The sequence below is a fragment of the Streptomyces sp. YS-3 genome (assembly GCF_045257485.1).
GTDB lineage: Bacteria > Actinomycetota > Actinomycetes > Streptomycetales > Streptomycetaceae > Streptomyces.
In genome coordinates this window covers 1-5,610 of the sequence record NZ_JBJHPC010000475.1, presented here as the reverse complement: position 1 = coordinate 5,610, position 5,610 = coordinate 1, and the positions used below count along the sequence as shown (strand labels likewise).

At 71.9% G+C, this 5,610-nt stretch carries 6 protein-coding genes and 1 pseudogene; 4 read left to right on the top strand and 3 right to left on the bottom strand.

What is annotated here, in order from left to right:
• From ACJA3G_RS28570 to hemL, 3 genes and pseudogenes are all read right to left on the bottom strand, one after another.
• A pseudogene (locus ACJA3G_RS28570) lies at positions 1-236 on the bottom strand (hypothetical protein); the annotation flags it as partial.
• A gap of 285 nt (positions 237-521) precedes the next feature.
• Complete coding sequence (locus ACJA3G_RS28565; protein WP_406555924.1) at positions 522-1,214, bottom strand: histidine phosphatase family protein; 693 nt, start codon at positions 1,212-1,214, stop codon at positions 522-524.
• Positions 1,211-2,524, bottom strand: a complete 1,314-nt coding sequence (hemL, locus tag ACJA3G_RS28560) for a glutamate-1-semialdehyde 2,1-aminomutase (RefSeq protein WP_406555923.1) — start codon at positions 2,522-2,524, stop codon at positions 1,211-1,213. Before hemL ends, ACJA3G_RS28565 begins: the two co-directional genes overlap by 4 nt.
• Before the next feature lie 150 nt (positions 2,525-2,674).
• Here hemL and ACJA3G_RS28555 point away from each other — a divergent pair, with 150 nt between their 5' ends.
• The 4 genes from ACJA3G_RS28555 to ACJA3G_RS28540 form a co-directional block, all read left to right on the top strand.
• Complete coding sequence (locus ACJA3G_RS28555; RefSeq protein ID WP_406555925.1) at positions 2,675-3,265, top strand: hypothetical protein; 591 nt, start codon at positions 2,675-2,677, stop codon at positions 3,263-3,265.
• Positions 3,266-3,462: 197 nt separating this feature from the next.
• Positions 3,463-3,858, top strand: coding sequence for a molybdopterin-binding protein (locus ACJA3G_RS28550; RefSeq protein ID WP_406555922.1), 396 nt, complete (start codon positions 3,463-3,465; stop codon positions 3,856-3,858).
• 114 nt (positions 3,859-3,972) lie between these two features.
• On the top strand, positions 3,973-4,761 hold the full coding sequence (gene modA / locus ACJA3G_RS28545) for a molybdate ABC transporter substrate-binding protein (protein ID WP_406555921.1): 789 nt from the start codon (positions 3,973-3,975) through the stop codon (positions 4,759-4,761).
• A gap of 114 nt (positions 4,762-4,875) precedes the next feature.
• Positions 4,876-5,610 (top strand): ABC transporter permease (locus tag ACJA3G_RS28540; protein WP_406555920.1); only part of this gene is annotated, 735 nt, incomplete at its 3' end.

Here is a 5,610-nt window from a genome sequence, read left to right as displayed (position 1 = left end):
GGTTCGAGGGGGACGGGCTTGGGGGGCTGGTGCGGYTGCTTGCCGGTGTCGGCGGTCGAGCCGTCACCTATGAGCTTGGCGTCCGGCTTCTTGCCGGGGCCCTGGGTGCCCTTGCCGTTTCCGGAGCCGGCCTTGCCGCTGTCCGAACTGTCACCGCCACCGCAACCGGCCACACCGACCGCCGCCGCGGCCCCCAGTCCCAGCCCGAGCATTCCCCTTCGACTGATCCCACGCATACCGTTCGTCCCCATCGCATCGTCGTCCCCGGTGTCCACACCGGCCACAGCCCTGTGGACATCAGATGAGATGCCTGTGAGCCCTCGATGGTTCCGTACAGTCGCACAAAACTTCGCAAATAGTACGCGTCGTCAGTTTTGTTCTACGCAGGGCGACGAGGGGCGGCGAAGGCGAAGGGGCCCGTCATCCGCAGCTGCCCGCGCCCCCGGATACCCAGGGGCGCGGGGAACTGCGCGACCAGCCCCCCACCGGCCCGCAGCCAAGAACAGCCCCCAGGGGCAGCCCTACGCCCCGAACCCCTTCGACTTCCCCTTCGCCGGCTTCGCCCCGGCCAGCAGATGCGCCGGGACCAGGTCGCGGGCGGGCTCGCTGTAGCCCACCGAGACGATCTTGTCGCCGCGGTAGGTGAACGAGGTGAGCGAGGCGAGCGTGCACTGCCGCTTGCGCGGGTCGTGCCACAGCCGCCGCCGCTCCACGAACGAGCGCACGGTCCAGATCGGCAGCTGGTGGCTGACCAGCACCGCCTCGTGGCCGCGGGCCGCGTCACGGGCCGCGTCCAGGGCGCCCATCATCCGTACGACCTGCTCGACGTACGGCTCGCCCCAGGACGGGCGGAACGGGTTGGTGAGGTGCTTCCAGTTGGCGGGCTTGCGCAGGGCGCCGTCGCCGACGCCGAAGGTCTTGCCCTCGAAGACGTTGCCCGCCTCGATCAGCCGGGCATCGGTGCCGAGGTCCAGGCCGTGCGCCTTGGCGATCGGGGTGGCCGTCTCCTGGGCGCGCTCCAGCGGGGACGCCACGACGTGCGTGATGTCCCGGGCCGCCAGGTGCTCGGCGACCCGGTCGGCCATCTGCCGGCCGAGCTCGGAGAGGTGGTAGCCGGCGCGGCGGCCGTAGAGCACGCCGTCGGGGTTGTGCACCTCGCCGTGGCGCATCAGGTGGACGACGGTGAACTCGCTGTCGGGGGTGCTGTCACTCATGCGGTGGCCTCCGCGGCGGCGCGTGCGGCGGCGGGCAGCGCAGCCGCGACGCGCTCGATCGCGCGCTCGTCGTGGGCGGTCGAGACGAACCAGGACTCGAAGGCGGACGGCGGCAGGTAGACGCCGTTCGCCAGCATCGCGTGGAAGAAGGCGGTGAAGCGGAACGCTTCCTGCTTCTTCGCGTCCTCGTAGTCGCGTACCTCGTCGGGGGTGAAGAAGACGGAGAACATGTTGCTCGCCGTCTGGAGCCGGTGGGCGACGCCCTCCTTGGTGAGCGCGCCCGTGACCAGCTGCTGGATCTCCCGGGACACCGCGTCGACCTTCTCGTACGCGGCGTCGTCGAGCAGCCGCAGCTGGGCGAGGCCCGCGGCGGTGGCGACCGGGTTCCCGGAGAGGGTGCCCGCCTGGTAGACGGGGCCGGCCGGGGCGAGATGGGCCATCACGTCCGCGCGCCCGCCGAAGGCCGCGGCCGGGAAGCCGCCGCCCATGACCTTGCCGAAGGTCATGAGGTCCGGCTTGACGCCGTCGACGCCGTACCAGCCCGCCCTGCTGGTCCGGAAGCCGGTCATCACCTCGTCGGAGATGTAGAGCGCGCCGTTCTTGGCGCAGGCCGCCTTGAGCCCCGCGTTGAAGCCCTCGGCGGGCGGGACGACGCCCATGTTGCCGGGCGACGCCTCGGTGATCACACAGGCGATCTCGCCCGGGTGGGCGTGGAAGGCCGCGTGCACCGCGTCCAGGTCGTTGTAGGGGAGCACGATCGTGTCGCCGGCCTGGGCGCCGGTGACACCCGGGGTGTCCGGCAGCGCGAACGTGGCCAGACCGGAACCGGCGGCGGCCAGCAGCGCGTCGACATGACCGTGGTAGCAACCGGCGAACTTGATCACCTTGGCGCGGCCGGTGAAGCCGCGGGCGAGCCGGATCGCGGACATGGTCGCCTCGGTGCCGGACGACACCAGACGGACCTGCTCGACGGGCTCGATCCGCTCGACGATCTCCTCGGCGAGCGCGACCTCGCCCTCCCCCGGCGTACCGAAGGAGGTGCCGCGCGCGACCGCGGCCCGCACGGCCCCGACCACCTCGGGGTGCGCGTGCCCGAGGATCATCGGACCCCACGAACACACCAGGTCGACGTACTCGCGTCCGTCGGCGTCGGTCAGATAGGGCCCCGTACCCGACACCATGAACCGGGGCGTACCGCCCACGGCGCGGAAGGCACGGACGGGGGAGTTCACGCCGCCGGGCGTCACAAGGGACGCGCGGTCGAATAGCGTCTGCGAAACTGGGGCGTCGTATTCGTACGGATAGCTCACACAGCCATGGTGGCAGAGGCCCGGACGTTCTTGCGGACAGGTGTTTCACCGCACCCCGGTGGGGGAGGTCACTGACACGATGATCGGGTTGCGCGGCGGGGGTCGCGCCGTCTACAAAGCAGTCGGGCTACAAGCAATCGGGTGAAAGATATGCATCGCGGTGGCGGACTGGGCGAGGGGACCGATGACCGGGGTCCCGAACGCGCCCGTCGGCGGGGACGGCACCGGCGCGACGCGGAGGAACGGGTCGAACGGATCGAACGCATCGACCGCGTCACGGTTCCGGGAAACGGGAGTGGCCGAGTGGGGGTGACCTACAAGTACTTCGGCGCGCCCGACGGAGCCACCGCGGCCCGGGTGCCGATCTCGATGCGCCCCGAGGAGCTCGGCGGCGACGAGCTCGGCATGGGCGGCATGTTCACCAAGATCAAGCCGGAGACGGTCGCGGCGATGGTCCTCACGGGCATCCAGGGCATACCGCTGCACAAGGTCCCCCCGCTGGAACTCGTCGTCCTCCACCCCGACTACGCGGTGGTCAAGCTCCCGATGACGGTGGTGGACCCGCTGCGGGGCGTCGGCGAGGAGACGGTGGGCGCGGCGGCCTTCATCTGGTCCACGGTCCCGGACCGGGGCGGCCCGCGCGACGCGTTCAACGTGTACCAGCTGCTGCACGAGTGGCAGGACTTCTCGGTGCGGCTGCACGAGGCGGGGCATCAGCCCTACTGCCTTGTGTGGCCGTGACCGGCACGACCGGTTCCCGCTGACGACCCAGGACCTTTCCCCGGACGCCGTACGACGTCGGCGCCGTCCGCACCCCGACCGTGCGCACCCCGGCTTCCGCACGCCCCTGGAGCTTCCTCCACCCCCGGCCGCAACTGCGCCGTAGATAGCCCCAAAGCCCCTGTATCTGCGCCATGAACTGGCCTATCTTGTGGCACATGCAGTCCTACACGATCGGCCAGGCCGCCCGTCTGCTCGGCGTCAGCGCCGACACCGCCCGCCGCTGGGCGGACGCGGGGCGCGTCGCCACCCACCGCGACGACAGCGGTCGCCGGGTCATCGACGGCCGCGACCTGGCCGCGTTCTCCGTCGAGGTCGCCCAGAGCGGCACCGACGAGGACGACACCTCGTACACCTCCGCCCGCAACGCCTTCCCCGGCATCGTCACCGCCGTGAAGCTCGGTGACGTCGCCGCCCAGGTCGAGATCCAGGCCGGACCCCACCGGCTGGTCTCGCTGCTCACCCGCGAGGCCGTCGAGGAACTCGGGCTGGGGGTCGGGATGCGGGCGACCGCCCGTGTGAAGTCGACCAGCGTGCACATCGACCGCGTCTAGCACCCGCTCCTACCCGTCGGCGCGTCCGCGTACATCCGCCGATATCCCCGCACGTCCGTCTCCCAGCGGCGTCGCCGTCACCGGCGCGGCTCGGCACCGAAGGAGTTCCGTCCCATGCCCCCCTTCCTCACCCGCCGCCGGACCGCGGCTGCCGTCGTCGGCGTCGCCCTGCTCGTCCCCCTCGCCGCCTGCGGCAAGGACGACGACGGCAAGAGCGACCCGGGCGGCGCCGAGGCGTCGGCAACGAAGCTGACCGTTCTCGCCGCCGCCTCGCTCACCGATGTGTTCCAGCAGGCGGGCGCCGCGTACGAGAAGGAGCACCCGGGCACCCGCGTGACCTTCTCCTTCGCCGGGTCCCAGGAGCTGGCCGCCCAGGTCCGGCAGGGCGCCCCCGCCGACGCCCTGGTCACCGCGGACACCAAGACCATGGACGGCCTGCGGGCGGACACCGGTGCCGCGACCGTCATCGCCAGGAACCGGCTGGTCATCGCGGTCGGCAAGGGCAACCCGAAGAAGGTCGGCGCGCTGGCGGACCTCGCCGACACCAAGCTGAAGGTCGTGCTCGCCGCGCCCGAGGTGCCGGTCGGCCGCTACAGCCAGAAGGTCCTGGACGCGCAGAAGATCACGGTCAGACCGGTCTCGCAGGAGCCGAACGTACGGGCCGTCCTGACCAAGGTCGAGCTCGGCGAGGCCGACGCGGGCATCGTCTACCGGACGGACACCGCCGCCTCCGGCAAGGTCGCCGCCGTGGAGATCCCGGACGCGCAGAACGCGGTCGCCCGGTACCCGGCCGCCACCCTGAAGTCCGCGAGGAACGCCGACGCGGCAAACGCCTTCGTACGGTGGCTCAGCGGCCCCGAGGCGCAGAAGATCCTCCAGGACGCCGGCTTCCAGAAGCCGTGACACCCCGTCCGTGACACCCCGTTCGTGACACCCCGCCTGTGACACCCCGTCCGGGGCGGCCCGTCGCGTACGGGGGGCGCGACGCAAAGCCCCGCACTACCCCAGGAAGCCGCGATGAAGATCAGCAGCCGGCCGCACCGCTGGAGCGGGAGTGCCCGCGCGGCCGGTCCGCGCGCCCCCGTCACGCTCCTGGTGCCCGCGCTGCTCGCCGTCGCGTTCCTGCTGCTGCCGCTCGTCGGCGTCCTGGCCCGTACCTCCTGGAACGACCTCGGTACGCATCTGAGCAGCCCGGGCGTCACCGAGGCGCTGAAGCTGTCCCTCCTCGTCTCGTTCTGGGCGCTCGGCCTGTCCCTCGTGCTCGGCGTGCCGCTGGCGTGGCTCCTCGCGCGCGTGGACTTCCCCGGCAAGGCGCTGGTGCGCTCGCTGGTGCTGCTGCCGATGGTGCTGCCGCCGACCGTCGGCGGGGTGGCGCTGCTGCTCTCCTTCGGGCGGCGCGGGCTGCTCGGGCCGTGGCTGGAGGACACGTTCGGCATCACGCTGCCCTTCCACACCTCCGGCGCGGTGGTGGCCGCCACCTTCGTGGCCATGCCGTTCCTGGTCATCAGCCTGGAGGGCGCGCTCGGCGGGCTGCGCCCCGGCTACGAGGAGACGGCGGCCTCGCTCGGCGCGTCCCCGTTCCGGGTCTTCCGCACCGTGACGCTGCCGATGGTCGCGCCCGGTCTGGCCGCCGGGGCCGCGCTGACGTGGGCGCGCGCGCTGGGCGAGTTCGGCGCCACGATCACCTTCGCGGGCAACCTCCCCGGCACCACCCAGACCCTCCCCCTCCAGGTGTATCTGCTGCTCCAGAAC